Genomic DNA, 25,624 nt, shown 5'->3' with positions numbered 1-25,624 from the left:
GCCGACCAACGAGTTAGGACACTTACCGTGGAATTCCTTCCCACCTTGTGGTTCATCCTGATAGCCGTGCTCTGGGGCGGCTACCTCTTCCTCGAAGGCTTCGACCTGGGCGTGGGCATGCTCATGAAGACCTTCGCCCGGAACGAGAAGCAACGCCGCGTGCTGCTCAACACCATCGGGCCGGTCTGGGACGGCAACGAGGTGTGGCTGATCACCGCCGGCGCCGCGACCTTCGCCGCCTTCCCGTACTGGTATGCCTCGCTCTTCTCCGCCCTCTACGTCCCGCTGGTGCTGGTGCTCGTGGCACTGATCTTCCGTGCCGTGGCGTTCGAATACCGCGGCAAGGCCCACACCCGGACCGCGCGCAACGCCTGGGACTGGGCGATCTGCCTCGGCTCCTTCACCGCGGCGTTCGGTGTCGGGGCGATGCTCGCGCTGAGCACCACCGGACTGCCGCTGAACGCCAACGGGGACCGCGTCGGCGGGCCCTTCGCCTGGTTCAACATGTATGCGGTCCTGGGCGGGATCGGGGTCGTCGCCTTCTGCCTGGTCCAGGGCCTGGCGTTCCTCGGGTTGAAGACCGACGGGGAGATCCGCACGCGGGCCGCCCGGATCCTGGCCCGCTGGCTCCCGGTGGCACTGCTGCCGCTGGCCGCGTGGGCGGTGGCAGTCGTGCTGCTGAACCACAGCGCCACGGCCCTGGCCCCGCTGGCACTGGCCGTGTGCGCACTGGTGTTCGCCTGGATCCATGCCCGCAAGACCAACGAGGGCCTGGCCTTCACCGGGATGGGCATCTTCCTGCTGGCGGGCGTGGCGGCGATCTTCGTGGCCGCCTACCCCAATGTGCTGCCCTCCACCATCGACGCCGCCTACAACCTGACCGTCACCAACGCATCCTCCAGCCCCTACACGCTGGGGCTCATGAGCATCGTGGCGGCGTTCGGGCTGCCGCTGGTACTGGCCTACCAGGGATGGACCTACTGGGTGTTCCGCAAGCGCATCAGCGAGGCCCACATCCCCGACGCCCACGCCGTGACCCCGATTGTCTGACCACCGGCAGGAGAAGACCCACACCATGAAACCCGTACTGCCCGCAGGAACCGGATCGCGTATTGTGCTGGCGCTGCTCGCCGGGCTGGCGGCGCTCAAGGCCGTCGGGCTGATCCTGATCGCCGATGCCCTGGCCACGGCCATCGCCCAGCTGGCCGCCGGCACCGACCTCGATGCCCGCCGGCTGCTGGCCTGGGGACTGGGCGGGGCGCTGCTGCGCGCCGGCGCGGTGTGGGCCACCGAGTTCGCCGCGCAGCGCGCCGGCCTGGGCGCCAAGGAAAAGCTGCGCTCCCGGCTCATGGATGCCGGCCTCAACGGGAACGTCAGCGGCAAGGACCCCGGCCACGGGGCACTGGCGGCCCTGGCCAGCCGCGGCCTGGACGGGTTGGACAACTACTACACCAAGTACCTGCCCGCCCTGGTCTCGGCCATGGTCATCCCCGCGGTCGTGGGGGTGCGGATCCTGGTGGCCGACTGGGTCTCGGCCCTCATCGTGGTGCTGACCATCCCGCTGGTCCCGGTGTTCATGATCCTGATCGGGCTGCACACCCAGGACCGCATCAAGGCCGCCGCCGCCGGGCTGGACCGGCTCTCCAACCACCTGCTGGAACTGGCCCAGGGGCTGCCGGCGCTGATCGGGCTGCGCCGCGCCGAGGGCAAGGGCCGGGCCATGGCCAAGGTCTCCGAGGACTACCGGGCCACCAGCATGACGACGCTGCGCACCGCCTTCCTCTCCGGGCTCGCCCTGGAACTGATCGCCACGATCTCCGTGGCCGTGGTCGCAGTGTTCATCGGCGTGCGCCTGGTCTACGGGCACATGGGACTCGAGGCCGGGCTGCTGGCCCTGGTCCTCGCCCCCGAATGCTACCTGCCGCTGCGCGCGCTGGGCGCCGCATTCCACGCCTCCGAGGACGGGGTCCAGGCCCTGGAACGCAGCGAGGGATTCATCGGCTGCGGACCCGGCGATGCCCGCGAAGCCACGGGCCAGGACCCCGCCCAGACCTCCCGGGTGCTGGAAATAGAGAACCTCTCCATCCGGCACGCCGAACGCAGCGAACCGGTGGTCAAGGGCCTGGACCTGGCGCTGGCCGCCGGCTCGGCGCACGTGCTGGATGCCGCCAGCGGCAGCGGAAAAACCACGTTGCTGCATGCAGTGCTCGGCCAGCTGGAACCGGGGGCCGAAACCACCGGCCGGATTCGGGTGGACCACTCCCGCACCGCGTACATTTCCCAGCACCCCCGGTTCACCGAGGCCACCGTGGAGCAGGAAATCCGCCTGCACGCGGGGGAACCGCTGACCGCCGCGATGCTCGGCGGCGTGCTGCACGACGCACGCATCGCCCACCTGGCCTCCCGGGACCTGGTGGACTGCAGCCCCGGGGAGCTGCGCCGCGTCGCCGTGGCCCGGGTGCTGGCCCGGGCCACCGCAGACCCACGGCTCCAACTGGTGCTGGCCGACGAACCGACGGCGCACCTGGACGAGGAATCCGCCGCCGGCATCCGCCAGGCGCTGTCCGGACTGCGCCCCCGATGCGCGCTGCTGGTCGCCTCCCACGACCGCGAGCTGGCCGCCATGCTTCGCGGCCAGGACACCGGGGCGCTCCCGGCCGCCGGGCACCGCGCCGCCGCGGACCCGGGCCCGGGGGCCGGGACGGGCACGGCACCGACGGCCCCGTCCGCCTCCGCCGCGCGGCCCGCGGGCACCCGGCGCGGCGGGCACTGGCGGCTGCTCGGGTCCATGCCCTGGTTCCGCCGCGGGATGCTCGGCGGTCTGCTGCTGGCCGCGGCCGCGGCAATCTTCGGTGCCGGGCTCACCGGCGTTTCCGGCTGGCTCATCGTCACCGCCAGCCACCAACCCCCGATGCTGCACCTGATGGTCGCCATCGTGGGCGTGCGCGCCTTCGGCATCGGCCGCTCCGTGCTGCGCTACGCCGAACAACTGCGCGTGCACGACGCGGTGCTGGGCTTCGCCTCGAACCTCCGCCAGCGGCTCTGGGACGCGCTGGTCGCCCGGCCGGCCAGCTGGGGCCGGCTCACCCGCTCCGGTGCCGCGCTGGGCCATCTGGTGGCGGAGGTCGACGAGGTGCGCGACGCCGTTCCCCGCGTGCTGGTGCCACCGGTGGCCGGGATCGCCACCTGGGCCGCCGTCACCATCGGCATCGGCAGCTGGGCGCCCGCCGCGCTGCCGCTGGCGCTCGGCCTCGGCCTTGCGGCCTTCATCGGGTTGCCGCTGGCCGTGTTGGCCGTGGAGCGGCGCAGCACCACCGAGGCGGCCGAACACCGCATCTGGCTCGGTTCCCGGGTGCCCACGCTGCTGGGTGCGGCCGTGGACCTGCGCGCCAACCGGGCAGCGGATCGCGCGCTGGCCGGTTTCACCACGGTGGATTCCGCCGCCACGGCATCGCTGCGGGCCGCGGCACGCGGAGCCGGGCTGGCCCAGGGCGGCGCGGCGCTGCTGTCCGCCGCGGCGGCCGTGCTGGCCGTGCTGATGGTCGGCACCGGGGGAGAGCAGGCGGCGGTTGCCGGGTTGCTGCTGCTGGCCCTCGGCGAGCCGATCGCCAACACCGCGATCTCCATCCAGCAGCTGCCGCAGCTCGACGCGGTGCTGCGCCGCGTCTGGTCAAACCTCACGGAGGGGAAGCCGGCCCCCGCCACAGCGGGCACGGACACGAACACCACGGAGACGGACAACGCTGGCGCCCTGGGACTGCGACTGCGCGGCGCGGACATCGGCTGGGCCGCCGGCAGCCCGGTCCTCCGGGGACTGGACGTGGAGCTGGAACCCGGCCGCTGGGTGTCCGTGACCGGGCCCTCGGGAACGGGGAAATCGACGCTGCTGGCGACACTGCTCGGCGCGCTGGAGCCGTTGTCCGGAACCCTGGAAGCCCGGCGCGGGACCGGGGACTGGGCCGGGGCCCGCACGGCCGACCTGGCGCGGGTTTCCTGGTGCCCGCAGGAGGCGCACCTCTTCGACTCCTCGGTGCGTGCCAACCTGGCCCTGGGCCGGGACAGCGGGGACCAGCCCGGGGACGCGGAGCTGGAGGCGGTGCTGGACCGCGTGGGACTGGGTCCCTGGCTGGCCACGTTGCCGCAGGGCCTGGACTCGCGGATCGGCTCCGGGGGCCACCACCTATCCGGCGGGCAGCGCCAGCGCCTGGCCGTGGCGCGCGCCGTGGTGGCCCGCGCCCGGGTGCTGCTGCTGGACGAGCCCACGGCGCACCTGGGTGCGGACGAGGCCGTGGAACTCGTCTCCGACCTGCGCGCCGCGCTGACGGGGCAGGCGGTGCTGCTGGTCACCCACGATGCCGCGGTGGCAGCGCTGGGCGACACGGTCCGGGACCTGGCGGATCCGGCGCACCGGGCCCCGGTCCCGGCGTGATCCGGGCCGCCGGCCCGGGCGCGGGGGGAACCCTCAGCGGCCGGGGGTCTGGCGCCGCTCGAGGGCGGCCAATACCGGGGAGGCGTCGAAGGCACCGGCATTGAACGTGATCACCACCCCGTCGTAGCCCCACAGCTTGAGCATCGACGCCGCACCGTTGCTGGACTTCCGGCATTTGTCGAGGTTGTCGTAGCGGATGGTGCGCAGTTTGCGCGTGACGGTGCGTTGGATGATCTCGTCGTCGCGGATGATGATGTACCAGTTCACGTAGCCGGCAACCAGCAGAGCCGCGACCAGGAACAGCACGATGCCGAAGATGAGCATCGGCGTCCGGTCCTCCGGGTCCATGGCGCCGGATCCGGCGGAGAGGATGAGCAGCAGCCCGACCGGGGCTACCAGCCAGCCCGCCACGGCGGTGATCTTCGGCAGGCGGAGCGTTTCGGCGTTGTCCGGGTCCCGGTTCGGCCGGCGCCTGGACCACCGGACCACGGCAGTGGCCAGGAGCACGACGGACATCACGATCCCCAGCAGGATCCATCGGTCTTCGGACATGGGGGATACCTCTATCTGTCGGGGGCCCAAACGCCGGGAGTTTCCCGGCCTTCACGACCTGGCCGGGGAGGCCTGCGCGGTCCAGGGCGTGCCCCCGGACCACGCGGTTGGCGGTTCAGCGGTGCTACTCGTCGAGCAGCGAGTCCTGGATCGCGACCCGGCGGGCGGGCTCGACCTCGACCACGCCCGAATCGGCAAAGGGCACGGAGTCCTGGTCGGGCGCGACCAGCGGCGCGCGCTTCGAGGATCCGGGGGGCGGCAGTTGCCCCTCCGGCGCCGCGGCGCCGTTCGCCTCGTTGCCCTCGGCCACCGGGGTGCCGCCGAGCAGGTCGATGCCCTGGGCCAGCGGGACCCCGGAGCCGTCGCGCTTGGCGTACTCGGTCGGCAGGGCCCGCACCACGCCGGCGGCGGAGGAGGCCCGCGCCGGGCCGGCACCGGCATAGGCCAGCTCCAGGTGGTCCTCGCCCTTCAGGAAGCGGTGGGCCCGCACCCCGCCGGTCGCCCGGCCCTTGGCCGGGTACTCGGCGAAGTCGGTGACCTTCACCGAGTGCGAGGCGGTGCCCGGCAACGTGTTCGACCCGGTCGCGATGGACACGAAGACCGGGGCCTGGGCGTCGGATTCGAGGACGCCGAAGAAGATCACCGCGTCATCGGCACCCAGCTTGATCCCCGCCATGCCCCCTGCGGTGCGGCCCTGGGGGCGCACCGCGGAGGCGGCAAAGCGCAGCAGCTGCGCACCGCGGGTGGCGAAGACCAGTTCCGCATCGTCCTCGCCCACGGCGGCGCCGATGACGGCGTCGTTGTCCTTGAGCGTGATGGCTTCCCACTCGTCGCGGTTCAGCGGGTAGTCCGGGGCCAGCCGCTTGACCACGCCGTTGGCGGTGCCCAGCGCCACGACCTTGTTCAGCGGCACCAGGGCGACCATCTTCTCGCCCTTGCCCAGCTGGGCGAACTCGTCGACCTTCACCCCGCCGGTGAGCTGCGGGAATCCGTGGGCCGGGGGCAGCAGCGGCAGGTCAACGACCTGCAGGCGCAGCATCCGGCCGGTGGAGGTGATCCCGCCGATCTCCCCGCGGGCACTGGTGGCCACCACGGAGGCCAGCACATCGTGCTTCACCCGTGCCCCGGCGCCGTCCAGCGGATCGGCCGAGGACATGCGGGCGACCTGGCCGGTGGCCGAAAGCAGCACCCGGCACGGGTCGTCGGCGATCTCCAGGCTCAGCGGGGCGGCCTTGCCGGTGGTGGCCACCGCCGGCAAAGCGGTTCCCTTCAGCGGGGACCCGGACTCGGATTCCAGCAGCACGGTCCGGCGCGGGGTGGCGAACTGCTCGCTCATCTGAGCCAGCTCGCCGGAAACCATCTCGCGCAGCAGGGTGTCGGAGTCCAGGATCGCCTTGAGCTCCTCGATGGCCGCGCGCAGTTCCTCGGCTTCCTTCTCCAGTTCCAGCCGGGAGAACTTGGTCAGCTGGCGCAGGCGCAGCTCCAGGATGTGGTTGGCCTGCAGCTCGGACAGGTCGTAGATGGTCATCAGGCGCTCGCGGGCCTGGGCGGTCTCGTCGGAGGAGCGGATGATCGCGATGACCTCGTCGATGTCGACGATCGCGATGAGCAGGCCCTCGACCAGGTGCAGCCGGTCCAGCTTCTTGGCCAGCCGGTGGCTGGTGCGGCGGCGCACCACCAGCAGCCGGTGCTCCACGTACACGGTGAGCAGCTCCAGCAGCCCCAGCGTGCGCGGCTGGCCCTCGACCAGGGCCACGTTGTTGATGCCGAAGGAATCCTCCATCGGGGTGAACTTGAACAGCTGGGCCAGCACCGCGTTGGGGTTGAAGCCGTTCTTCAGCTCGATGACCAGGCGCAGCCCGTGGTTGCGGTCGGTCAAATCCACCACGTCGGCGATGCCGGTGAGCTTCTTGGCGTTGACCGCGTCCTTGATCTTCTCGATCACCTTTTCCGGGCCGACCATGTAGGGCAGCTCGGTTACCACCAGGCCCTGCCGGCGCGCGGTGATCTGCTCCAGCTCCACCTTGGCCCGGGTCTTGAAGGTGCCCCGGCCGGTGCGGTAGGCGTCGCGGATCCCGTCAAGTCCCACGACCCGGCCGCCGGTGGGCATGTCCGGTCCCGGGATGAACTTCATGATGGCCGCCAGGTCGGCGTCCGGGTGGGCAATCAGGTGCCGGGCCGCGGCGATGACCTCGCCGAGGTTGTGCGGTGCCATGTTGGTGGCCATGCCCACGGCGATGCCGGTGGTGCCGTTGACCAACAGGTTCGGGAAGGCCGCGGGGAGCACCGCCGGCTGCATGAACTGGTTGTCGTAGTTGGGGACGAAGTCAACGACGTCCTCGTCCAGGTTCGCGGTCATTGCCACCGCCGAGGCACCCAGGCGCGCCTCGGTGTAGCGCGGGGCGGCCGGGCCGTCGTCCAGCGAACCGAAGTTCCCGTGCCCGTCGATCAGCGGCAGGCGCAGCGCGAAGCCCTGGCTCATGCGCACCATCGCGTCGTAGATGGCGGTGTCGCCGTGCGGGTGCAGCTTGCCCATGACCTCGCCGACCACGCGGGCGCTCTTCACGTGCCCGCGCTCCGGGCGCAGGCCCATCTCGGACATCATGAACAGGATGCGCCGCTGCACCGGCTTGAGCCCGTCTCGGGCATCGGGCAGGGCGCGGGAGTAGATCACCGAGTAGGCGTACTCCAGGAAGGAGCCTTCCATTTCCTTGGTCACATCGATGTCAACGATGTGTTCCACGAAATCCGCGGGCAGTGGTTCAGGCTTTTTGCGCGCCATATTGGGTGTGAATCCTCGATTCGGTACTGATGCCAGGCCTTGGGCAAGGCCAGGTTTCATGTCGTGCTGCGGTTCCGGCGCGTCGATCCAAGTGCCCGAGTCGCGGCGGCCGCTAGGCTAAGCCTATGGTGGATGGTCGTAAACCCGGTGAATATCCGTCCCATTGGGAAGCGGACGTTGTTTTGCGCAATGGCTCGACGGCACATCTACGCCCGATTCAACCAACCGACGCCGACAATTTGCAAAAAATGCATCGGAGCCAGTCGGAATCCTCCGTCTACATGCGCTATTTTACGTACAAATCCGCGCTAACGGCCAAAGAGCTTAAACGCTTCACCGAAGTGAACCACGTGGACCGGGTCGCTTTCGTGGTGATCCGCGGCGAGGACATCATCGGGGTGGGCCGCTACGACCGGCTCGACGACCCCGCCGAGGCCGAGGTCGCCTTCAACATTTCCGACGCCTACCAGGGCATGGGCGTGGGCTCGATCCTGCTCGAACACCTGGCCGCGGCGGCGCGCGAGAACGACATCGAGCGCTTCTCCGCCGAGGTGCTGCCGGAGAACCGGAAGATGCTCACGGTCTTCGCCGAGGCCGGCTATGCGGTGGCGCGGCACTTCGACGAGGGCGTGGTGATGCTCGAGTTCCCCATCGACCCCACGGAGAAATCCCGGGCGGTGATGGAATCGCGCGAGCACCGCGCCGAGGCCAAGTCGCTGGCCGGGCTGCTGGCCCCGGCCTCCATCGCGGTGATCGGCGCCAGCCGCGAATGGGGCACCATCGGGCACACGCTGCTGCACAACATCATCGAGGGCGGCTACACCGGAACCGTGTACGCGGTGAACCCGCAGGCCTTCGAGCTCGGCGGGCTGGCCAGCTACGCCTCCGTGGCGGAAGTTCCCGGACCCATCGACCTTGCCGTGGTTGCCGTTCCCGAGGAATCCATCCACCAGGTCATCGCCGAATGCGCGGCGGTGGGTGCCAAGGGGCTGCTGATCGCCACCGGCGGCTTCGAGAAGGACGGCGAATCCGGGCTGGCGCGCCAGCGCGACCTGGTCCGCCTGGCCCGCGCCAACGGCATGCGCGTGATCGGCCCCGCCTCCCTGGGCCTGGTGAACACCGATCCGGCCACCTCCATGAACGCCTCGGTGGCCCCGGGCATGCCCAAGCGCGGAACCTTGGGGCTGTTCAGCCAATCGGCCGCCGTGGGCGTGTTGCTCTATGCGGCCTCGGTGCGCCGCGGCGTCGGGGTCTCCTCGATCGTCTCGGCGGGGAACCGGGCCGATGTCTCGGGCAACGACGCCATGCAGTTCTGGGAGGACGACACCGCCACGAGCGCGGTCGGCCTGTACCTGGAATCCTTCGGCAACCCGCGCAAGTTCTCCCGCATCGCCCGCCGGCTCTCGCACTCCAAGCCCGTGATCGTGGCCAAGTCCGATGTCATGGGACTGCGCCTGCCCCCGGGCCACGCGGTGCGCACCACCCAGGCGCCCACCGCCGCGGTCGATGCGATGCTGCGCCAATCCGGGGTGATCCGGGTGCGCACCAACGAGGAATTGATGGAGGTCGCCCAGGTCGTCGCCGCCCAGCCGCTGCCGGCGGGTAACGGGATCGCGGTGTTGGCCAACTCCGCGGCCCTGGCCTCGGTGGTCGCCGACGCCGCCGGGCAGAACGGGCTCGATGTCGCTGTTTCCGATGCGGACATTGCCCTGCACGACGGGGCCTCCCGCGCCCTGCCGCGGCTGGCCGCGGCCCTGGTGCGGGCGCTGGACGACCCGGCGGTGCACTGCGGGATCATCACGCTGCTGCCCGAACCCGGGCTCACCAACGCCATGCTGGCCGGGGCCATCCGCGAGGCCGCGGCACCCTCGGGCAAGCCGGTGGTGGCCGTGTTCACCGGCCTGCTGGACCCGGTGTCCACCGCCGACGGGCTGCTCGACGCCGGCACGGATGCCCACGGGCGCGGCTACGGCCTGCCCTGCTACTCCAGCCCCGGGGTCGCGGTCAACGCGCTGGCGGCCATTGTCCGCTATGCGCGCTGGGTAGCCCGGGCACACGGGGAGGTCATCGCCCCGGAGGGCATCGACGTGGCGGCGGCCGCGGACTTCATCGAGGACGCGCTGGGCGCGGTGGTCGGGGTGGATTTGCTGCACCTGTCCAAGGCGCAGGCCGCGGAACTGCTGGGCCACTACGGGATCCGGGTGCTGGAATCCGCCGGATTCGAGACCGCGGACCAGGCCGTTGCCGCCGCCGCGCGGCTGGGCTGGCCGGTGGCCATCAAGGCCCGCGACGAACACCTGCGCCACCGCCTGGATCTGGGCGGGGTCCGGCTGAACATCACCGATGAATCCTCGCTGCGCTCGAACATCGCGCACATGCGCGAGGTCCTGGACCCCTACGGGGCCACCGACCTCGAGATCCAGTCCATGGCCCCGGCCGGCCAGGGCTGCGTCATCCGCGCCGTCGAGGATCCGCTGCTGGGCCCGGTGGTCTCCTTCGGGCTGGCCGGGGACGCGGTGAACCTGCTTGACGACTGGGCGCACGGAATCCCGCCGCTGACCACCACCGACCTCTCGGACCTGGTGGGCACCCCGAGGGCCGCGGCCCGGCTGCGCGGCTACCAGGGGCTTCCCGCGGTGGACCTGGCGGCGATCGAGGACCTGGTCAACCGCGTGGCGACGCTGAAGGACAACCACCCGGAGGTGTCCCTGCTGGAGATCAATCCGGTCATGGCCACCGCCAGCGGCACGGTGGTGCTCGGCGTGGACACCTGGCTGGGCAATGCGGAGCAACGCACCGATTCGGCCCGGCGGGCCATGAGCCACTGAGCCGTCGGTGCCCTTGGGTAGACTGGAGGGCATGACCCCCCTTTCTTCTGCCTCGGACCCGGACCTGCAAGCTGACCTCAACCGCGCGGGTTTCTACCCCAAGATCGTTGCGGACGTCATTGACGAGGCCCTCGACGGCCGTGAACCCGGCGGCCACCTGGTGCACCTGGAGACCCACTTCGACCAGCACGAGGTCCACCGCCACATCACCGTGCTGGTGCTGGCCGAGGACGTCCTGCTGGTCACCCACGTCGATGACCAGCAGCTCGACGAAAAGGGCAAGGAAGTCATGGCCCAGATCTCCACCGAGCTGGTCCAGCTGTCCAAGGTCGCCACCGTGGCCACCAGCTACGTCTACCACCAGCCGCAGAACTACCGCACCGGCGACATGGTCAAGGAACTGACCCTGGGCATCGCCTGGGCCGGCGCCCAGCGCATCGACCTGGCCCCGGCCGGGTGCGCGGACCCCAACTGCGATGCCGACCACGGCTACACCGGCACTTCCCAGCAGGAGGACCTGGTGCTGCGCGTCAGCGCCGAGGCCGACGGCGTCAAGGCCGTGACCGCCGCCCGCAGCTTCGCCAAGGCCATGCGCCGGGCCTCCGCCCCGCGCGGCACCGAGGTGCGCACCGTCCTTCCGGCACCCGCGGCAGAGGTCCGCGGCCGCGTAGGCTCGCGCTTCGGCCGCAACACCCACCAGGGCTAAGGCCGCGGAAAGGCACACGCATCTTGGCAACCAGCACCCGCAAGACCCCGGCCTCCGCACTTCCGGCGGCCCCGCCCTACGGCAGCAAGACCATCGCCGAGCTGCTTCCCAGCGCCGCCGCCGCGCTGGGGGTGCCGGGCTTCGAAAACCACCTGGGGCTTCCGGCGGCCAACCGCATCGCCGTGGTGATGGTCGACGGGCTGGGCAAGGCGCTGCTGCGCTCGCGCGGGGGACACGCCCCGTTCCTGCGCAAGCTCATGGAGAACTCCCAGACGCTGTTGTCCTCCTTCCCCTCCACCACCGCGGCCTCGCTGGCGTCCCTGGGCACCGGCCTGCCTCCGGGGCAACACGGGGTGGTCGGCTACGACTCCGTGGATCCGGCCCGCCGCCGCGTGGTGAACCAGCTCGGCGGCTGGCCCAAGGACCTTGACCCGCACTCCTGGCAACCGCACCCGACGGTCTTCGAGAAGGCCGCAGAGGCCGGGGTGCACACCGCCACGGTGTCCCTGTCCCAGTTCAAGGGCTCGGCGCTGACCGCGGCGGCGCTGCGCGGCCCGGTCTTCACGCCGGCCGAATCCACGCACGCCCGCGTGCGGGCAACGTGCGAGGTACTGGCGGCCAACCCGCGCGCCCTGGTCTACTGCTACTTCAACGAGCTGGACAAGGCCGGGCACCGCCACGGCAAGGGCTCGGCGCAATGGGGCAACGCGCTGGAGGACCTGGACTCGCTCATGCGGACCCTGGCCGCCCGCGTCCCGGCCGGCACCCTGCTGCTGCTGACCGCCGACCACGGGATGGTCGACGTGGAGGAGAAATGGCGGATCGACTACTCCGAGTTCCCCGACCTTGTCGACGGGGTGGAACTGACCGCCGGGGAACCGCGCGGGGTGCAGCTGCACTTCGATGCCGGCACCTCCGCAGAACGGCGCGAGGCCGTGGCCGAGGCCTGGCGCGAACGCTTTGGCGCCAAGGCCTGGGTCCTTTCCCGCGACGAGGCCATTGCGCACGGGCTGTTCGGGCCGGTGGCCGAAGCGGTGCGCGACCGCATCGGGGACCTGCTGATCCTGGCCGCCGAGGACGTGGCGTTCCTGGACGGGCGCAGGGTCAAGCCCGCGGCGTTCGCGATGGTCGGGCAGCACGGCTCGCTGACCCGCGCCGAGTGCGAGGTCCCGCTGCTGGTGCTGGCGAAGCCCGCGAAGAAGTAGCGGCACCAACGCCAAGGGCCCGCACCCGGCATGGGATACATGCCGGGTCCGGGCCCTTCGCTGTGCGGTCCGTGGCTCGCCGGGACCGTCCGCCGGACGGCGCCTGGGCGAAACCCGGGGAAGTCAGTCGTTGTTGTTGCGGCGCCCGAAGACGATCTCGTCCCAGCTGGGAACCGAGGAACGCTTGGCCTTCTTCTTGCCGCCGGTCTCGTCTTCGCCGGACTCGGCCCCGTTCTCCGGGTCCTTGTCTTCGTCGGTGCCGTGCCGGGGGCCGGGCACCAGGGAGATGGAGGTGGTGCGGGTGCTGATGCCGTCGTAGAGCTTCGGCAGCCCGTCGTCCAGCGGGGCGGGGCCGGCCAGGCGCGGGTCGTCGTCCGGGTGCGGGGAGCGGGAGAGCATCGCGGCCAGGGCGTCGTCGCCCTCTTCGTCGAGGCCCAGGCGCTGCCCGCGGCGGGCGCTGAGCACGTCCAGAAGCTGTTCGGAGTCGGCCACGGCGGACTCGAAGTCCACCTCGTCGCCGTCGGCCTCGACATCGAAGGGGGCGTCGGCGACGGCGGTCAGGCGGCGGGCGCCGACCGGGGCGTCGAGCGGCTCGAGCTCGCTGAGCACCTGGGCCCAGCGGTTTGCGTTCTGCAGCGACTTGCGGCTGGGGTGGAAGGACCACTTGGCCATTGATTCCTCGGAACCGGAATCCAGGGCGATGCTCGCATCGGTGTCGGGCAGCTCGAAGCGGGCCACCACGTCCCAGGATCCGTCGGAGGCACGCCAGGCATCCCAGGCAAGGGTTTCGTTGTCGATGCCCAGCGAGTGGATGCGGTAGGCGACCATTTCGCCGAGGTTGGCCGGCTCTTCCCCGAAGATGCTGCGGTAGCCGTCGTGGGTTTGCGGGGCCGAGACCTCGACGTTGCGGGCCTGGGCGGCGATGTATTCGCGTTCGGCCAGCACCGGGCCCTCGTAGCGCATGATGCGTTCCAGCGGCATGCCCGAATCGGCTGCGACTTCCTCGGCGGTGGCCCCAGAGCGGATCCGGGTCTGGATGTCGCGCGGCGACAGCGGGGCAACGGGCTCCTGGGAACGATCGGCCCGGGCAGCTCGAGTCAATGCACTGCGCAGCGCTTCATCGATGGGCAGCACAAAGCTGTTGCCATCCTCGCTGCTCAGGTGCAGGCTCTCACCGTTCTCGTGGATGCCCACCAGTCGGAGTTGACGCATGACTATCCTCCACAAACCGTCGTGTTATGGGTAAAACTCTGCCACCTGCACCGCCAAATACCTAAGAGGCGCCTTGGTGTGGCGCGCGGCGGCTTCATGATTATTCCCTCAAGGGAACGCTAAAACCGGTAAAACCGGGCAATAAATCCAGACTTCGGCCCGGAAGGTGCAATGATAATCAGGCCGTGGGGAACCGGGCACAAAAACGACCTGTTCTGCGTTGAATCATAGGCGCATCCAAACGCGCGGGTTGACCGGGGCACCAACATGGCCCCCGTGCAGCCCCGATACGAACGACAGCTTGAACCAAGCGGAGTGTGAAGCAGCAATTATGGCAACCGACTACGATGCACCTCGAAGGCATGCCGAAGACGATGAGAAGCCCGAGGCACTGCCCGAGCTGAAGGCGCAACGCAACACGAACACCAATGCCTCGAACCTCATTGACGAAGACGAAGCGGCACTGGCCGACAGCTACGAGCTGCCCGGCGCCGACCTCTCCGGCGAGGAGCTGGCGGTCATGGTGCTTCCGGCGCAGGCCGACGAGTTCACCTGTGCCTCCTGTTTCCTGGTGCGGCACCGCTCGCAGATCGCCCTGGAAAAGGACGGGCTGCTGTACTGCACCGACTGCGAGGGCTAGGCCGAGGGCCGGGTCCCTCGACGAACGACAAAGCGCCCGCCGCTTCCGCTTGCCCCGTGTTTATGCGGGGGGCGGAGGCGGCGGGCGCTTCTTGCTGCCGTGGGGACCGGTGGGGCCTAGGCCGTTTCCGACCCGGCGGGGGAGTCCGGGGTGTGGGCGCTGTCGGGCTCGTTCCCGGCATCCTGTGCCTCGCGGTACTGCACCATCAGCCCGCCCAGGGCCGCGGTGAGTTCCTCCGGGCGGCGGGTGGACGCCAGCCAGTAGGGGGTGGAATCGCGCTCATCGGTGATCTCGATGCGCACCACCGGGTCGATCCAGCCGCGGATGCACATGAAGGCGATGCCGTTCAGGCCCGGGCCGCGCTGGTGGTAGGCGGCCGAACCGCGGTAGCCGGTGACCTCGCCCACGAACTCGCGCTCGATGGTGGCCCGTCCCACGCGCACGGAGTGGTCGGTGACCTCGATGACGGGGGTGCTCATGACCAGCGCGAAGGCGATCAGGCCCAGGGCGACGATGCCGGCAACCACGCCCCAGGAGATGCCAATGGGCATGAAGGCGACGGCGGCGGTGCCGCCCAGGCCCAGCGTCACGACCCAGATCCACCAGGCGGGCCACAGCTTTTCTCGGAAGTGGACGGGGGCGGGTTGCGTTGGGGAAGGGTTCTCGGCCATACCCACAAGCATAGGCGGTGGGCCGTTGCCCCGAGGCCATCGGAAACCGCCGCAAGGGACTAGAGTTAATGGCGAAAGCTCGCGTTCGCACCGACGGCGCGCACACCCCAACCCGAACCCCTGGAGTGGAAAACACATGTCCGCATCGAGTGTCGATATCGCCCTGAAAATGCTTGATCCCGATCTTCCGGTTCCAAGCTATGCACACGAAGGGGATGCGGGAGCCGACCTGTGCGCCCGCGAGGACGTCACGTTGGAGCCGGGGCAGCGCGCCTTGGTTCCCACCGGTGTTTCCCTGGCACTGCCGCTGGGCTTCGTCGGACTCATCCACCCTCGCTCCGGACTAGCGACCAAGCACGGTTTGACCGTGGTCAATGCGCCCGGAACCGTCGATGCCGGGTACCGTGGTGAGTTGAAAGTCACGTTGTTGAACACGGATGCAACCACCCCGATCGTGCTGAAGCGCGGGGACCGCATCGCCCAACTGGTGATCCAGCGGGTCGAACGGGCCCGGTTCATCCAGGTGCAGGAACTTGATGACACCGCGCGCGGCGCCGGCGGCTTTGGCTCCACCGGCGGTTTTGAAACCGCAACCACCAGCCACTAGGTACGGCCGCCGAAACTCCGCGGTCGACACAGCAAGAGAGCTACTTCCATGATTTTCAAGCGCAAGAAGAAGGCCGAAGCCCAGGCGCAGCCCGAGCAGACGATCGCCGAGCTCAATGCCGCGGCCGAGCAGGCCAAGGAACCGGCCGCGGAGGTCCCGGCCGCCGCCGAACCTGCGCCCGCCCCGGGGGCCGGGGACAGCGCAGCGGCACCGGCCGCCGTGCGGGACACCGCCCAGGGCCCCTTTGACGGGGACGACTTCGAGGACCACGACGGCTACCTGGACCTCGGCGCCCTGCTGATCAAGCCGGTCCCCGGCCTGCAGCTGCGCCTCGAGGTCGAGGAATCCACGCAGCGGGTCATCGCCGTGGCCCTGGAGATCGGCGGCTCGCGCATGCAGCTGCAGGTCTTTGCCGCACCCAAGACCGATGAGCTGTGGCCGGGGATCTCCACGCAGATCGCCACCGGGATCGCCGACCAGGGCGGGGAAACCGAAATGGTCCCGGGCCGTTTCGGCAACGAACTGCTGGCCCGGGTTCCGCAGGTGGCTCCCGACGGACGCCAGGGCCATGTGGTGCTGCGTTTCCTGGGCGTCGACGGCCCGCGCTGGTTCCTGCGTGCGGTGATCGGCGGCGCCGCGCTGACCGACATCGAGGAAGCCAAGGCCATGGAGGATGCACTGGCCCAGGTCGTGGTGGTGCGCGGAGACACCCCGATGCCCCCGACCGAGCTCTTGCCGTTGACGGTTCCCGCCGGCGCACTGGCCCGCGCGAACGAGTCACCTGATGCCGCGGAGCAGGTCCCTGGCACCGAGCGCCCCGATCGCGGCCCGGAAATCACCCAGATCGGCTAGCGACGTGCCTAAGGACAAGGCGCCCAAGGCCAAGCCGGGCCAGCCGGCACCCGCCGCGTCTGCGGCCGCGGCAGGTGTCATGCCGCAGACCGGATTCCAGCGCCTGGCCTCGCTGGCCGAACTTCCGGTGCGCGGGCGCATCGCCCACCGCGGCTATGTCGAATCCATCACGATCCTTCCCCCGCAGCAGGCCCCGGCCTTCACCGTGACGATCGTGGACCACCCCGCACCCCCGGGGGGCCGCCGCAACGCGGTGCCGCACCTGCGGCTGGTCTTCGTGGGCCAGCGCCGGGTGCCGGGGCTCCTGGCCGGGTCAAGGATCCGCTACGAAGGCATGGTGGCGCCCATCGACCTGGTCCCCACGATCTTCAACCCGCGCTACGAGATCCTTCCCGAACGCACCGCCGCCAAATAAGCGGGCACCCGGCGGCGCCCCCATCCACAGCACCACGCCACCCAAGGACAACACAAGGCCATGAGCGAGCACAGCGAAAACACCCCCAAGCCCGAGGGCCCCGGCGCCGACAGCGGCCCGAGCGCCGAGGACGTGGCCCGGCGCATCGGTGCCAATGCCGGGATCGAACGCCGCGACGGCGGGCAGATCGACGTGCTCAAGACCGTCGGCGGGGTGCGCGGGCTTCTCGAGTCGCTGCTTCCGGGCCTGGTTTTCCTGGTCATCTTCACCCTCTGGCAGCAGCTGAACCCGGCGCTGATCGCCTCGGTGGCGGTTGCGGTGGTGTTCACCGTGGCCCGGCTGGTGCGCCGCGGAGTCCTCACCCAGGCGTTGACCGGGCTGGTGGGCGTGGCAATCTGCGCGATCTTCTCCCGCGTCACCGGGGAGGCCAAGGACTACTACGTCCCGGGTTTCTACACGAACCTGGCCTACGGCGGCGCGCTGGTCGTGTCGATCCTGGTTCGCTGGCCGCTGATGGGCGTGATCTTCGGGTTCATCCGTTCGGAAAACACGAAGTGGCGCTCCAGCAAGTCCCGCACCAAGGCCTACGCCTGGGCGACCTGGATCGTGGTGGGGGTCTTCGCCGCGCGCCTGGCCGTGCAGGTTCCGCTGTATTTCGCCGACAACGTCCCGGCGCTGGGCGCCGCGCGCCTGGCCATGGGCGTGCCGCTGTATGCCGCGGGCCTGTGGGTCGCCTGGATGGTTTCCCGCCCGCAACCCGGCACCCCGGCCACCGACCCTGCCGCATAGGCCGGGGCGGCGCCGCCGCCGGCTACGGCTGTTCGGAATCCGAGTTGCGCAGCACCGCGCGCAGCTGGTCCTCCGCCACGATCGTGGTCACGAAGAACAGCTCGTCCCCGCCCTCGACGACGTCGTCCGGGCTGGGGGTCAGGGGCACGTCGTCGCGCAGGATCGCCACCACCGTGGCGTCGTCCGGCCACGGCACCGAGCCCAGGGTGCGTCCGATCAGCGCGGAATCGTGTGGCACGGTGAACTCCACCATCGATACGACCCCGGACTGCAGGGTCATCAGGCGCACCAGGTCGCCGATCTCCACCGCCTCCTCGACCAGTGCGGTCATCAGGCGCGGGGTGCTCACCGCGACGTCCACGCCCCAGGCGTCGTCGAACATCCAGTCGTTCTTCGGGTTGTTGACCCGCCCCACGGTGCGACCGACCCCGAACTCGCTCTTTGCCAGCAGGGAAACGACCAGGTTGACCTTGTCGTCGCCGGTGGCCGAGACCACCACGTCGACCTCCTCGAGCTTGGCCTCCTTGAGCACCGAGAGCTCGCAGGCATCCCCGAAGAGCCAGCGCGCGCCCTGGACCCCGGCCCGCGAGACAACCTCGGGCTTTTCGTCGATGAGCAGCACCTCGTGCCCGTTGGTGATCAATTCCTTGGCAATGGAACTTCCCACGGAGCCGGCTCCGGCAATCATGACCTTCATTGTGCGTTCTGCTCCGTGGTTGGCTTGGGGGCGACGGAAAGGACCTTTTCGATGTCCTTGTCGGCATTGACCGGCATCATCGCGTGCACGATGTCGCCTTGCTGCAGCCGCATGCCGGGCACCGGCAGCACCCCTTCGCCAAAGCGCGAGAGGTAGGCGATGCGGATCGGGGCGGCGGCCTCGAGCTCCTCGAGCCCGGAGCCATACCAGCCCTCGTGGACGTTGACCTCGCCGAGGATCAGCCGTCCGGAGGCCTCGCGGAAGTCCCCGTTGAGCGAGTGTTCGGGCAGGATCCGGCGCAGCACCTGGTCCGAGCTCCAGCGGACCGCGGCGACCGTGGGGATGCCCAGGCGCTGGTAGATCTCGGCCCGTCCCGGATCGTAGATGCGGGCCACCACGTGCGGGACGTGGTAGGTCTCGCGAGCCACCCGGGTGGCCAGGATGTTGGAGTTGTCGCCGCTGGAGACCGCGGCAAAGGCGTAGGCCTCGGAGATGTTCGCCCGTTCCAGGGTTTCGCGGTCGAATCCGACCCCGGAGACCTTCAGCCCGGAGAAGTTGCGGCGCAGCCTGCGGAAGGCGCGGTCGTCCTGGTCGATGATGGCCACCGAGTGGCCGGCGTCGTCGAGCGTGTGGGCCAGGGTCACCCCGACCCGGCCGCAACCCATGATGACGAAGTGCGCCATGATCCATCCCTTTGTTCCCGCCGTGTGCCTGCGGTCCTCCGCGGCACGGTTCACCACCAGTGTTTCACGGTTCGGGGCCCGGATGCGTGATTGTTCACGTGCCCGGGTTCGGTGTGGTGTATGACAGGGCGGGGCAAAGGCGGCTAGCTTTGGATCGTGCTTTCATTCCTTGCCGCGCTGAAGCGGATTCTGGTGGGGCGCCCCTTCAGGACCGAGAGGCTGAAGCAGGCGCCGCTTCGCAAACGCCTTGCGCTGCCCATTTTCTCCGCCTCCGCGTTCTCCTCCATCGCCTACGCCCCGGACGAGGTGATCCTCACCCTGGCGCTGGCCGGGTTGAGTGCCATGGCGTTCTCGCCCTCGGTGGGCCTGGCCGTCATGGTCGTCATGCTGGTCATCATTGCCTCCTACCGGCAGTCGGTGAAGGCCTACCCCTCCGGCGGAGGGGACTACGAGATCGCTTCGGTGAATCTGGGGCACCGCGCCGGGACCACCGTGGCCGCCGCCCTGCTGGTGGACTTCGTGCTCACCGTGGCCGTGTCGATTTCCTCGGCTTCGCACTACGTCATCGCCGCGTTCCCCGCCATGGCCGGGTCCCAGGCGTGGATCGCGACCGCCGGGGTCGTGATCCTGGCGGTGCTGAACCTGCGCGGTCGCGGCCGCTCCCGGATCGGGAGCGCCGCACCGGTGTACCTCTTTGTCGGGGTGGTGTTGGTGATGCTGGCTGCCGGCGGCATCCTGGCCGCCACCGGGAATCTGGGCACCGCACCGAGTGCCGGGTTCGAGGTCGTCCCGGACCCGGACTACCCGCACGGGCTCACCGGGCTGGCCGGCGTGCTGCTGGTGCTGCGCGCCTTCTCCACCGGCTCGGCCGCGCTGACGGGCGTGGAGGTCCCGATCTCCAACTTGCACACGCTGGCTGCGCCCAAGGCCCGCAATGCGGCGGCCGTGTTGCTGCTGCTGGGGCTGATTGCCGGCGCGCTGACCCTGGGGACGATGTACCTGGCCCGGGCCGTGCAGGTCCATGTGGTCGAGGATCCGGCCACCGGGCTGCGCCTGGACGGGGGGCCGGTCCCGGCGGACTACATCCAGCACCCGGTGCTGGGCCAGCTGGCCGAGGCGATCTTCGGCGGCGAATCGGTGGGCCTGTACCTGGTGCTTGCCCTGACCGTGGCGGTGCTGCTGATGGCCTCGCACACCGCCTTCAATTCCTTCCCGAACCTGGCCTCGCACCTGGCCACCGACGGCTACCTGCCCCGCCAGCTGCGCACCCGCGGGGACCGGCTGGGCTTCTCCAATGGCATCCTGGCCCTGGCCATCGCCGCCATCGTGCTGATCTGGCTTTTCAACGCCCACGTGCCGACGCTGATCCAGCTCTACGTGGTGGGCGTGTTCGTATCCTTCACGCTGAGCCAGCTGGGCATGATCAGGCACTGGGGCCGCGAACTGGCCCAGACCCCGGACAAGCGGGTGCGCGCCCGCATCCACCGCTCGAGGCTGCTGAACCTGGTGGGCTTCGGCCTCACCGCGGCGGTGCTGGTGATCGTGCTGGGAACCCGGCTGGTGCACGGCGCCTGGCTGGCGGTGCTGGGCATCGCGGTGCTCTTCTTCATGATGGATTCCCTGCACCGGCACTACGTGCAGGTCGACAAGGAACTGGCCATCGGCGCCGACGACTCGGCCACCGCGCTGCCGGCCCGTGTGCACGCCCTGGTGCTGGTCTCCACGCTGCGCAAGCCGGTGCTGCGGGCCGTGGCCTTCGCCCGCGCCGCCCGGCCCTCGAAGCTCGATGCCATCGTGGTGGACGCGGACTCCGAGCGCACCGAGGCGACGCTGAAGCAGTGGGAGGCCCTGGGCATCCCGGTGCCGATCACGGTGCTGGCCTCCCCGTACCGGGAGATCTCCGCGCCGCTGATCGAGCACATCCGCTCCATCAAGCGCGATTCCCCGCGCGACTTGATCGTCGTGTATATCCCCGAATACGTGGTGGGCCGCTGGTGGGAGCAGCTGGTGCACAACCAGACGGCGATGCGCATCAAAAACCGGCTGCACTACGAGCCCGGGGTCGTGGTGGCCTCGGTGCCGTGGCGCCTGGCCTCCTCGGACGTCTCGACGTTCCTGGGCCCCACCGAGCAGGGCTCGGCCGGGACCAAGCCCCGCAACACTTCCGCAACACTTCCGATCTCCAAGCCGAAAGACACGCCATGAGCACGCACGAAAACATCCTGAAGGTGCGCCTGGGCGCACCCGCCCACGGCGGACACACCGTCGCCCGCCACGAGGGCCGGGTGATCTTCGTGCGCCACGGGATCCCCGGCGAACTGGTGTCCGTCGCGGTGCGCGAGGACGGCGAGAAGGCCCGCTTCTGGCGCGGCGACGTCGTGGAGGTCCACGAGCCGGCCGAATCCCGGGTGCCGCATTTCTGGACACAGGCCGATTCCCTGCACGCGGCCGCACGCGGCGCGCTGCCGGTGGGCGGCGCCGAATTCGGGCACATCTCGCTGGAGGCCCAGCGGGAGATCAAGGGCCGGATCTTCATCGAGCAGCTGGAGCGCCTGGGCGGCATCGACGCCGCCGAACACGGTTTCACCGGTGTGCGGGCGCCCGAGGGCGAGAGCGCGGACGCGCTGGGCTGGCGCACGCGCACGGCGTTCGCCGTCGATGCCAAGGGCCGCCTGGCCATGAGTCCCTTCCGCTCCAACGACCTGGTCCCGGTCAAGGAGATGCCGCTGGCGCATCCGAAGATCAACGAGCTCAAGCTCTGGGAGCTGCCGCTGGTGGGCATCAGCCGCATCGAGGTTGCCGTTGGCTCGGGGGAGGACTCCGGCGTGCTGGTGCTGTTCGTCGAGGACGGCACCGTCGCCGGGGCCGCCGGGCGTGCGGCCAAGCGCCTGCCGGAAGGGGTTTCCGCGGCCTCCGTCACCCAGGTCGGCGGCTCAGTGGCCGACGGCCGCGGCGCGCTGCAGCGCCTGCGCGGCCGCACCTGGCTTTCGGAGTCCGTGGCCGGACACGACTACCGGATCACCGGCGAGGGCTTCTGGCAGATCCACCGCCTGGCCCCGGCCACCCTGGTCGAGCGCGTCATGGCCCAGCTGTCCCCGGGCTACGGCACCCGGGTTGCGGACCTCTACGCCGGCGCGGGGCTCTTCAGCGCCCCGCTGGCCAAGGCCGTGGGCGACGACGGCATGCTGCTGTCCATCGAGGGCGCCCCGGGCACCAGCAAGGACGCGGTCAAGAACCTGCGCGAGTTCCCCCAGGCGATCATTTCCCAGGGCCGTGTCGAGAAGACGCTGTCGCGGGAATTGAACACCCGCAAGGCCAAGCTCGACTCGATCGTGCTTGACCCGCCGCGCACCGGTGCAGGCAAGACGGCCGTCTCCGCGATGGCCCGTTCGGGCGCCCAGAAGATCTCCTACGTTTCCTGCGATCCGGCCTCGTTCGCCCGCGACACCGCAGACCTGGCCGCTGCCGGCTTCCGACTGGACGAGGTCGAGGTCATCGACCTATATCCGCACACGCACCACATGGAGACGGTCGGATTGTTTGTCCGCCGCTGAGCGAAGATGTGACCCCGTTGAACCCGTAAATGTCGGGTTGGCGGGGTTCGATGGGCGGTGGGGGATAGACTGTCTATAGCTCTGTCGCAAGAATCCACGAGTTGAACTCAGTTAGGACCGCCTAACTGGATTTCCTTGTGGGTGTGCAACGAAGATGAAGAATCCGGCGAGAGGAGTCCCCGTGAGCAATGTGGACAGTTTTGGTGCCAAGGGCGTATTGGACGTCAAGGGCAACGAATATGAAATTTACCGGCTGAACGCCGTCGAAGGCGCGCAAAGCCTTCCGTACAGCCTCAAGGTTCTGTTGGAGAACCTGCTTCGCACCGAAGACGGTGCGAACATCACCGCGGACCACGTCAAGGCCCTGGGCCAGTGGGATCCCGCGTCCGAACCCAACACCGAAATCCAGTTCACCCCGGCACGCGTCTTGATGCAGGACTTCACCGGTGTTCCGTGCATCGTTGACCTCGCCACGATGCGCGAGGCCGTCAAGGACCTGGGTGGCGACCCCACCCGCGTGAACCCGTTGGCACCTGCCGAAATGGTCATCGACCACTCCGTGCAGATCGACGCATTCGGCAACGCCGGTGCGCTCGAGCGCAACATGGAGATCGAGTACCAGCGCAACGGCGAGCGTTACCAGTTCCTGCGCTGGGGCCAGACCGCGTTCGACGACTTCAAGGTCGTCCCGCCAGGCACCGGCATCGTGCACCAGGTGAACATCGAGTTCCTGGCCCGCACCGTGATGACCCGCGAGGTCAACGGCGTGCTGCGTGCCTACCCGGACACCTGCGTCGGCACCGACTCGCACACCACCATGGTCAACGGCATGGGCGTGCTGGGCTGGGGCGTGGGCGGCATCGAGGCCGAGGCAGCGATGCTCGGCCAGCCGGTCTCCATGCTGATCCCGCGCGTGGTGGGCTTCAAGCTCTCCGGCGCGATCGCCGCCGGCGCCACCGCGACCGACGTCGTGCTGACCATCACCGAGATGCTGCGCAAGCACGGCGTCGTGGGCAAGTTCGTGGAGTTCTACGGACAGGGCGTTGCCGAGGTTCCGCTGGCAAACCGCGCAACCATCGGCAACATGTCCCCGGAGTTCGGCTCCACCGCGGCCATGTTCCCGATCGATGACGTCACCCTGGACTACCTGCGCCTGACCGGCCGCTCCGAGGAGAACGTGGACCTCGTCGAGGCCTACGCCAAGGAGCAGGGCCTGTGGCACGACCCGAGCCGCGAGATCCGCTTCTCCGAGTTCCTCGAGCTGGACCTGTCCACCGTGGTTCCCTCCATCGCCGGCCCGAAGCGTCCCCAGGACCGCATCGAGCTTTCCAGCGCGAAGGAGCAGTTCCGCAAGGACATCCACAACTACGCCGAAGGCGCAGCCGACGAGCTGGGCATCGGCCGCCCGTCGACCTCCGTCGAGGTCACCAAGGCAGACGGCACGAGCTTCTCGATCGACCACGGCCTGGTTTCCATCGCCTCGATCACCTCGTGCACCAACACGTCCAACCCCTCGGTCATGCTTGCCGCAGCACTGCTGGCACGCAAGGCAGTGGAAAAGGGCCTGGTGTCCAAGCCTTGGGTCAAGACATCCGTCGCCCCGGGCTCGAAGGTCGTCACCGAGTACTACGAGAAGTCCGGCCTGATGCCGTACCTGGAGAAGCTCGGCTTCTTCATCGTGGGCTACGGCTGCGCCACCTGCATCGGCAACTCCGGTCCGCTGGACGCCGAGATCTCCGAGGCCATCCAGGCCCACGACCTCTCCGCCACCGCAGTGCTCTCGGGCAACCGCAACTTCGAAGGCCGCATCAACCCGGACGTGAAGATGAACTACCTGGCGTCCCCGCCACTGGTCATCGCCTACGCCCTGGCCGGCACCATGGACTTCGACTTCGAGAACGATTCGCTGGGCACCGACGAGGCCGGCAACGAGGTGTTCCTCAAGGACATCTGGCCGACCCCGACCGAGGTCCAGGCCACGATGGATTCCTCCATCGACGCGGACATGTTTGCCCGCGGCTACGAGGGCGTCTTCGACGGCGACGACCGCTGGAAGGCCCTGGACACCCCGGCGGGCAACACCTTCGAGTGGGCCGAGGATTCGACCTACGTCCGCAAGCCCCCGTACTTCGAGGGCATGACCGCAACCCCGGCACCGGTGGAGAACATCGAAGGTGCCCGCGTGCTGCTGAAGCTGGGCGATTCGGTCACCACCGACCACATCTCCCCGGCCGGTTCGTTCAAGTCCGATTCACCGGCCGGCCAGTACCTGCTGGCCAACGGCGTGGACCGCAAGGACTTCAACTCCTACGGCTCGCGCCGTGGCAACCACGAGGTCATGATCCGCGGCACGTTCGCGAACATCCGCATCCGCAACCAGATCCTGGACAACGTCGAGGGTGGCTTCACCCGCGACTTCACCCAGGAAGGTGCTCCGCAGGCCTACGTCTACGACGCTGCGCAGAACTACAAGGAAGCCGGCACCCCGCTGGTCATCCTGGGCGGCAAGGAATACGGATCGGGCTCCTCGCGCGACTGGGCAGCCAAGGGCACCGCGTTGCTGGGCGTCAAGGCCGTCATCACCGAGTCGTTCGAGCGCATCCACCGCTCGAACCTCATCGGCATGGGCGTTCTTCCGCTGCAGTTCCCGGCCGGCGAAAACGCCGAGACCCTGGGCCTGACCGGCACCGAGACCTTCTCCGTCGAGGGAGTGACCGAACTCAACAACGGCACCACCCCCAAGACCCTGAAGGTCACCGCCGTGGCCGAGGACGGCAAGACCGTCTCCTTCGATGCCGACCTGCGCATCGACACCCCGGGCGAGGCGGACTACTACCGCAACGGTGGCATCCTGCAGTACGTCCTGCGCCAGATCTCCGCCAGCTAACCAGCAGGCGCACGATCCACGCACCGCAAGGGCGGGCCGTTCCGAAGCAATTCGGAGCGGACCGCCCTTGCGGCATTTAACCTGCAGGAATTCCTTGGAGCAGGGCCAGGCGAAC

The 25,624-nt window shown here is 69.4% G+C and carries 19 protein-coding genes; 13 read left to right on the top strand and 6 right to left on the bottom strand.

The window, feature by feature from the left end:
* The first annotated feature begins 27 nt into the window (after nt 1-27).
* Both cydB and cydC read left to right on the top strand, forming a co-directional pair.
* On the top strand, nt 28-1,050 hold the full coding sequence (gene cydB / locus BLJ79_RS04070; RefSeq protein WP_071213410.1) for a cytochrome d ubiquinol oxidase subunit II: 1,023 nt from the start codon (nt 28-30) through the stop codon (nt 1,048-1,050).
* Nucleotides 1,051-1,075: 25 nt separating this feature from the next.
* A complete protein-coding gene (gene cydC / locus BLJ79_RS04065) occupies nt 1,076-4,429 on the top strand; it encodes a thiol reductant ABC exporter subunit CydC (protein ID WP_071213409.1) in 3,354 nt (1,117 codons plus the stop codon).
* Between the two features lie 33 nt (nt 4,430-4,462).
* Here the strand turns inward: cydC and BLJ79_RS04060 are convergent, their stop codons facing one another.
* Nucleotides 4,463-4,981 carry a hypothetical protein gene (locus BLJ79_RS04060; RefSeq protein WP_071213408.1) on the bottom strand — a complete coding sequence of 173 codons (519 nt, stop codon included), beginning with the start codon at nt 4,979-4,981 and terminating at the stop codon, nt 4,463-4,465.
* A gap of 124 nt (nt 4,982-5,105) precedes the next feature.
* Nucleotides 5,106-7,763, bottom strand: coding sequence for a DNA gyrase/topoisomerase IV subunit A (locus tag BLJ79_RS04055; protein WP_071213407.1), 2,658 nt, complete (start codon nt 7,761-7,763; stop codon nt 5,106-5,108).
* A 125-nt stretch (nt 7,764-7,888) separates the two neighbouring features.
* Between BLJ79_RS04055 and BLJ79_RS04050 the strand changes: the two genes are divergently transcribed.
* From BLJ79_RS04050 to BLJ79_RS04040, 3 genes are read left to right on the top strand one after another with little or no spacing between them, the layout of a single operon-like run.
* The gene (locus BLJ79_RS04050) at nt 7,889-10,591 is read left to right on the top strand and encodes a bifunctional acetate--CoA ligase family protein/GNAT family N-acetyltransferase (RefSeq protein WP_071213406.1); all 2,703 of its coding nucleotides are present in this window, start codon (nt 7,889-7,891) and stop codon (nt 10,589-10,591) included.
* A 31-nt stretch (nt 10,592-10,622) separates the two neighbouring features.
* Nucleotides 10,623-11,297 carry a DUF5998 family protein gene (locus tag BLJ79_RS04045; RefSeq protein ID WP_071213405.1) on the top strand — a complete coding sequence of 225 codons (675 nt, stop codon included), beginning with the start codon at nt 10,623-10,625 and terminating at the stop codon, nt 11,295-11,297.
* A gap of 23 nt (nt 11,298-11,320) precedes the next feature.
* Nucleotides 11,321-12,502 carry an alkaline phosphatase family protein gene (locus BLJ79_RS04040; protein WP_071213404.1) on the top strand — a complete coding sequence of 394 codons (1,182 nt, stop codon included), beginning with the start codon at nt 11,321-11,323 and terminating at the stop codon, nt 12,500-12,502.
* Nucleotides 12,503-12,625: 123 nt separating this feature from the next.
* Here the strand turns inward: BLJ79_RS04040 and sepH are convergent, their stop codons facing one another.
* A complete protein-coding gene (gene sepH, locus BLJ79_RS04035; protein WP_071213403.1) occupies nt 12,626-13,714 on the bottom strand; it encodes a septation protein SepH in 1,089 nt (362 codons plus the stop codon).
* A gap of 331 nt (nt 13,715-14,045) precedes the next feature.
* Between sepH and BLJ79_RS04030 the strand changes: the two genes are divergently transcribed.
* Nucleotides 14,046-14,354 (top strand): DUF4193 domain-containing protein, encoded by a 309-nt coding sequence (locus BLJ79_RS04030; protein ID WP_071213402.1) that lies wholly within the window; start codon nt 14,046-14,048, stop codon nt 14,352-14,354.
* 116 nt (nt 14,355-14,470) lie between these two features.
* Here BLJ79_RS04030 and BLJ79_RS04025 read toward each other — a convergent pair whose 3' ends face one another.
* Nucleotides 14,471-15,025: a DUF3093 domain-containing protein gene (locus BLJ79_RS04025; protein ID WP_071213401.1), complete on the bottom strand. Its 555-nt coding sequence runs from the start codon at nt 15,023-15,025 to the stop codon at nt 14,471-14,473.
* Between the two features lie 136 nt (nt 15,026-15,161).
* Between BLJ79_RS04025 and dut the strand changes: the two genes are divergently transcribed.
* From dut to BLJ79_RS04005, 4 genes are read left to right on the top strand one after another with little or no spacing between them, the layout of a single operon-like run.
* Nucleotides 15,162-15,632 (top strand): dUTP diphosphatase, encoded by a 471-nt coding sequence (gene dut / locus BLJ79_RS04020; protein WP_071213400.1) that lies wholly within the window; start codon nt 15,162-15,164, stop codon nt 15,630-15,632.
* Between the two features lie 48 nt (nt 15,633-15,680).
* Nucleotides 15,681-16,484 carry a DUF3710 domain-containing protein gene (locus BLJ79_RS04015; RefSeq protein ID WP_071213399.1) on the top strand — a complete coding sequence of 268 codons (804 nt, stop codon included), beginning with the start codon at nt 15,681-15,683 and terminating at the stop codon, nt 16,482-16,484.
* A gap of 4 nt (nt 16,485-16,488) precedes the next feature.
* On the top strand, nt 16,489-16,899 hold the full coding sequence (locus BLJ79_RS04010) for a hypothetical protein (RefSeq protein WP_083410992.1): 411 nt from the start codon (nt 16,489-16,491) through the stop codon (nt 16,897-16,899).
* A gap of 60 nt (nt 16,900-16,959) precedes the next feature.
* A complete protein-coding gene (locus tag BLJ79_RS04005; protein ID WP_071213397.1) occupies nt 16,960-17,688 on the top strand; it encodes a DUF3159 domain-containing protein in 729 nt (242 codons plus the stop codon).
* Between the two features lie 22 nt (nt 17,689-17,710).
* Here the strand turns inward: BLJ79_RS04005 and BLJ79_RS04000 are convergent, their stop codons facing one another.
* Both BLJ79_RS04000 and BLJ79_RS03995 read right to left on the bottom strand, forming a co-directional pair.
* Nucleotides 17,711-18,385, bottom strand: coding sequence for a potassium channel family protein (locus BLJ79_RS04000; protein WP_071213396.1), 675 nt, complete (start codon nt 18,383-18,385; stop codon nt 17,711-17,713).
* Nucleotides 18,382-19,068: a potassium channel family protein gene (locus BLJ79_RS03995; protein ID WP_071213599.1), complete on the bottom strand. Its 687-nt coding sequence runs from the start codon at nt 19,066-19,068 to the stop codon at nt 18,382-18,384. Before BLJ79_RS03995 ends, BLJ79_RS04000 begins: the two co-directional genes overlap by 4 nt.
* 156 nt (nt 19,069-19,224) lie before the next feature.
* Here BLJ79_RS03995 and BLJ79_RS03990 point away from each other — a divergent pair, with 156 nt between their 5' ends.
* From BLJ79_RS03990 to acnA, 3 genes are all read left to right on the top strand, one after another.
* On the top strand, nt 19,225-21,273 hold the full coding sequence (locus tag BLJ79_RS03990) for an APC family permease (RefSeq protein ID WP_071213395.1): 2,049 nt from the start codon (nt 19,225-19,227) through the stop codon (nt 21,271-21,273).
* Nucleotides 21,270-22,622 carry a class I SAM-dependent RNA methyltransferase gene (locus BLJ79_RS03985; RefSeq protein ID WP_071213394.1) on the top strand — a complete coding sequence of 451 codons (1,353 nt, stop codon included), beginning with the start codon at nt 21,270-21,272 and terminating at the stop codon, nt 22,620-22,622. Before BLJ79_RS03990 ends, BLJ79_RS03985 begins: the two co-directional genes overlap by 4 nt.
* Nucleotides 22,623-22,803: 181 nt before the next feature.
* Nucleotides 22,804-25,509: an aconitate hydratase AcnA gene (gene acnA, locus BLJ79_RS03980; protein WP_071213393.1), complete on the top strand. Its 2,706-nt coding sequence runs from the start codon at nt 22,804-22,806 to the stop codon at nt 25,507-25,509.
* Nucleotides 25,510-25,624: the final 115 nt, after the last annotated feature.

The sequence above is a fragment of the Arthrobacter sp. UCD-GKA genome, from assembly GCF_001863355.1.
In the GTDB taxonomy this organism is placed as follows: Bacteria; Actinomycetota; Actinomycetes; order Actinomycetales; family Micrococcaceae; genus Paeniglutamicibacter.
This window is presented reverse-complemented; position numbering and strand designations above follow the sequence as displayed.

Bases quoted from the DNA above. Each gene is read 5' to 3' on its own strand.
- BLJ79_RS04045 (WP_071213405.1), top strand. From the start codon at position 10,623: ATGACCCCCCTTTCTTCTGCCTCGGACCCGGACCTGCAAGCTGACCTC.
- BLJ79_RS04050 (WP_071213406.1), top strand. From the start codon at position 7,889: ATGGTGGATGGTCGTAAACCCGGTGAATATCCGTCCCATTGGGAAGCG.
- BLJ79_RS04015 (WP_071213399.1), top strand. From the start codon at position 15,681: ATGATTTTCAAGCGCAAGAAGAAGGCCGAAGCCCAGGCGCAGCCCGAG.
- dut (WP_071213400.1), top strand. From the start codon at position 15,162: ATGTCCGCATCGAGTGTCGATATCGCCCTGAAAATGCTTGATCCCGAT.
- BLJ79_RS03985 (WP_071213394.1), top strand. From the start codon at position 21,270: ATGAGCACGCACGAAAACATCCTGAAGGTGCGCCTGGGCGCACCCGCC.
- BLJ79_RS04055 (WP_071213407.1), bottom strand. From the start codon at position 7,763: ATGGCGCGCAAAAAGCCTGAACCACTGCCCGCGGATTTCGTGGAACAC.
- BLJ79_RS04025 (WP_071213401.1), bottom strand. From the start codon at position 15,025: ATGGCCGAGAACCCTTCCCCAACGCAACCCGCCCCCGTCCACTTCCGA.
- cydC (WP_071213409.1), top strand. From the start codon at position 1,076: ATGAAACCCGTACTGCCCGCAGGAACCGGATCGCGTATTGTGCTGGCG.
- BLJ79_RS04005 (WP_071213397.1), top strand. From the start codon at position 16,960: ATGAGCGAGCACAGCGAAAACACCCCCAAGCCCGAGGGCCCCGGCGCC.
- BLJ79_RS04030 (WP_071213402.1), top strand. From the start codon at position 14,046: ATGGCAACCGACTACGATGCACCTCGAAGGCATGCCGAAGACGATGAG.
- BLJ79_RS04000 (WP_071213396.1), bottom strand. From the start codon at position 18,385: ATGAAGGTCATGATTGCCGGAGCCGGCTCCGTGGGAAGTTCCATTGCC.
- BLJ79_RS03995 (WP_071213599.1), bottom strand. From the start codon at position 19,068: ATGGCGCACTTCGTCATCATGGGTTGCGGCCGGGTCGGGGTGACCCTG.
- sepH (WP_071213403.1), bottom strand. From the start codon at position 13,714: ATGCGTCAACTCCGACTGGTGGGCATCCACGAGAACGGTGAGAGCCTG.
- BLJ79_RS04060 (WP_071213408.1), bottom strand. From the start codon at position 4,981: ATGTCCGAAGACCGATGGATCCTGCTGGGGATCGTGATGTCCGTCGTG.